The organism is Oleiphilus sp. HI0080 (assembly GCF_001635135.1).
The window spans coordinates 1-3496 of sequence record NZ_LWFU01000384.1 but is presented as its reverse complement, the minus strand read 5'-3'; the positions used below and the strand labels follow the sequence as shown (position 1 = coordinate 3496).

Sequence of the window (3496 nt, the reverse complement as noted above, 5' to 3'; positions counted from 1 at the left end):
TAGGATTCATTCACGGCAGCTGCACCGATACAAACTGCTTCGTCGGCGGCAATGACATGAGGTGCGTAGCGATCCGCTTCACTGAAAACTGCGACTGTCTGATAGCCTAGGTCTTTTGCGGTGCGAATGACTCGAACCGCTATTTCACCTCGGTTCGCGATCAAGATTTTGCTAAACATTGTATTTGTTGTCTCCATTTCGTGGCCGCTTATTCGGCCCAGCGCGCTTTGCGCTTTTGAATAAATGCCATTGTGCCTTCTTGCCCTTCAGGGCCTTGCACGGCTTTCGCAAAGCTCTCTGCAGCGCCATCAAGTAGCGCGTTAAGGTCGGTCTTTCCAACACTGAGAATCAGTTCTTTGGTTATTCGATTAGCCTGAGGTGCGCAACTTTTTACTTGATCAAGCGCTGTATCGATCGCTGTAGCAAGCTCCTCGTTACTATTCACGCATTGATGCACAATACCAAGCTCTTTCGCTTCGGATCCTTTGAATCGCGCACCGAATAAGGCCAGGCGTCTGGCTTGCGTTAGGCCTATGCGCGTCACAACAAAGGGTGCAATTTGCGCTGGCGGAATACCTAAACTGGTTTCTGGCAGGCCAAACTGTGTCGACTCTAAGCAGATCGCGAGATCTGAGATGCAAACGAGGCCAAACCCGCCTCCTAACACAGCACCCTCTGCAGCGACAATGAGTACCTGCGGGATTTGATTGGCGAAGGTAATCATTCGGCCGAACTCTCGATTGAGCGCATAGAACGGATCCTCTTCGCCTTCAGCTCGGGAGCCCATTGCTGCGCGCGCATTGGCCATATCTTTGATATCGCCGCCTGCACAAAAGTGGCCCTCGGCGCCACGCATGACCACCGCACGAATGGTTTCGTCGTTCTCTATCGCCTTGAAGACGGACATCAGTTCCTGAACCATCCGTAAGCTCATTGCATTTCGTGCTTTCGGACGGTTTAGCGTTACGTGTAGCGCGTGTTCCTTTTGCTCAAGAAGCAGCGTTTCACATACTGGTAGCGTACTCATTCGCGCTCCTTACTTCTTACGTTTTGGCAGGGTGCCCATCAACTTACAGATAATGCCAAGCATGATTTCATCGGCACCACCTCCGATCGAGACAAGTCGAATATCACGCATTGAGCGAGAAACTGGGTTGTCCCACATGTAACCCATTCCGCCCCAGTATTGCAGACAGCTGTCAGAAACTTCTCTGCCCAAGCGTCCTGCTTTTAGTTTGGCCATAGAGGCAAGCATCGTCACGTCTTTCTTATTAATGTAACCCTCTACACCTTGATGCACCATGCAGCGAAGTGCTTCGATTTCTGTCTGAAGCTCTGCCAAACGAAAGTGAATGACCTGGTTGTCGAGTAGTGGTTGACCAAATGTCTGACGCTCACGGCAGTAATCGATTGTTGTGTTCACACAGTGCTCAAGACCTTTCAGAATGTTTGCTGCCCCGAACAGGCGCTCCTCTTGGAACTGGAGCATTTGCATCATAAATCCGGAACCTTCGGCACCGATGCGGTAACGCTGTGGAACTCGAACATTGTCAAAGAAGACCTGCGCCGTTTCTGAGCTGCGCATACCAAGCTTGTTGAGCTTCGGTGCGACCTCGACACCGGGTGTGTTCATTGGTACGACAATCAGTGATTTGTTTAGATGCACTTTGTCATCAGACGTGTTCGCCAGCAAGCAAATGTAATCCGCACTCGGGGAGTTGGTGATCCACATTTTGGTGCCGTTGATGATGTAGTCGTCACCGTCTTTTTTGGCTGTGGTTTTGATGGCCGCAACGTCAGAGCCTGCGCTTGGCTCGGATACACCGATACAGCCGATCATGTCACCCGAGATGGAAGGTACCAAAAACTCTTCACGTAGTTCATTTGAACCAAAACGTGCCAATGCAGGCGTACACATATCCGTTTGAACGCCAATGGCGAGCGGGACACCGCCGCAATGCGCAGTACCAAACTCTTCTGCAGCAACAATGTTGTAACTGTAGTCGAGCCCCATGCCGCCATATTCTGTCGGCTTACTAATGCCTAAAAGACCGAGATCACCGAGCTTTTTGAACAGCTCTTTCATCGGAAAAGTGCCGGCTTCTTCCCATTCATCGCAGAATGGATTGATCTCGTTATCGACGAAGTTCTTAACCGTGCGTCGAATTTCATTGTGCTCTTGCGTAAATATCATCTGTGCTGCCTCTTAAACTATGTCTTTATTCTTAAATAGGGTTGTTAGAGTCGCGCGACGCCGAAGCTATTCGGGCGCAGTGTGCGGCGACGCTCTTCGTCACAAATATCGAGTAAAAAGGCGAGAACCTTTCGCGTATCTCGTGGGTCGATGAGCCCGTCATCCCAAAGGCGTGCGGTTCCGTAGAGTGCGGTAGAACCCTTGTCGAGCTTATCGGCCGTTGCTTTTTCTAATACGTCTAGCATTGCCGGGTCGGCTTCTTTGCCCATTTTTGCGTGTTTGTCTTCAGTAACGATACGCAGCACTTTGCCTGCCTGCGCGCCACCCATTACCGCGGTGCGAGAATTAGGCCATGCGAAGATGAAGCGAGGGTCTAATCCTCGGCCGCACATCGCATAGTTGCCCGCACCATAGGAACCGCCAACGACAATCGTAAGCTTGGGTACTGTGGCATTCGCCACGGCTTGTAGCATTTTTGAACCATGCTTGATAACGCCGTTTTGTTCGGCATCCGTACCGACCATAAAGCCTGTGGTGTTATGAAAAAACAGCAAGCTGGTGTTGGACTGCTCGCAAAGTTGGATGAATTGCGCTGCTTTGGCCGCGCCTTTTGGGGTAATCGGTCCGTTGTTTCCGATTAAGCCGCATGCGTGCCCCTCGATTTTCAGAAAACCACAGACGGTTTGATTATCAAACTCTGGCTTAAAGTCCACGAAATCGGAACCATCGGCAATTCGAGCAACAATTTCGCGCACATCGTAAGGTGTTTTGCTATCTGCAGGCACAACCCCGATTAGCTCTTCTGCGCTGTACTTTGGCTCTTTGTAATCGCGATGCGTGCCAGCGCTGAGTTGCTCATTCCATGGCACCTGCTTCATCATATCGCGCATCATGCGGATGGCGTCGGAATCATCCTCAGCAAGAAATTCCGCGGTGCCAGCGGTTTGCGCATGCATCTCAGCTCCGCCTAGCTCTTCGTCTGTGGCAATTTCTCCGGTCGCCGCTTTCAGAAGGGGCGGGCCAGCAAGAAACATCTTTGCCTGCTCTTTTACTACGATCGAGTAGTCTGACAGGCCAGGCTGATAAGCGCCGCCTGCGGTCGCATTACCGTGGACAATGGTAAACTGTGGAATGCCGGCGGCGGAGAGGCGTGCCTGATTCGCAAAACCTCGTGCGCCGTGCACAAAAACATCTGTGGCGTAGTTAAGATTTGCGCCACCACTTTCAGCTAATGTCACGACCGGTAACTTGTTCTCTTTGGCGATGTCCTGAAGTCGGAGCGTTTTCTCAAGACCCGTGGGT

General features: G+C 51.4%; 4 protein-coding genes. All 4 read right to left on the bottom strand.

The genetic code is table 11. From position 1 onward, the window contains the following. A partial coding sequence (locus A3751_RS06490; protein ID WP_156492289.1) for a biotin carboxylase N-terminal domain-containing protein occupies nucleotides 1-179 on the bottom strand: 179 nt, incomplete at its 3' end. Between the two features lie 29 nt (nucleotides 180-208). Beyond that, nucleotides 209-1027, bottom strand: coding sequence for an enoyl-CoA hydratase/isomerase family protein (locus A3751_RS06485; RefSeq protein WP_068453561.1), 819 nt, complete (start codon nucleotides 1025-1027; stop codon nucleotides 209-211). A 9-nt stretch (nucleotides 1028-1036) separates the two neighbouring features. Next, entirely contained in the window at nucleotides 1037-2194 is a 1158-nt protein-coding gene (locus A3751_RS06480) for an acyl-CoA dehydrogenase family protein (protein ID WP_068453559.1), read from the bottom strand. A 44-nt stretch (nucleotides 2195-2238) separates the two neighbouring features. Next, on the bottom strand, nucleotides 2239-3496 hold a 1258-nt coding region (locus tag A3751_RS06475; RefSeq protein WP_068453557.1), incomplete at its 5' end, for an acyl-CoA carboxylase subunit beta.

What these genes read in the sequence shown, in the direction of transcription:
- A3751_RS06485 (WP_068453561.1), bottom strand. Translation starts at nt 1,027, where the DNA reads ATGAGTACGCTACCAGTATGTGAAACGCTGCTTCTTGAGCAAAAGGAA.
- A3751_RS06480 (WP_068453559.1), bottom strand. Translation starts at nt 2,194, where the DNA reads ATGATATTTACGCAAGAGCACAATGAAATTCGACGCACGGTTAAGAAC.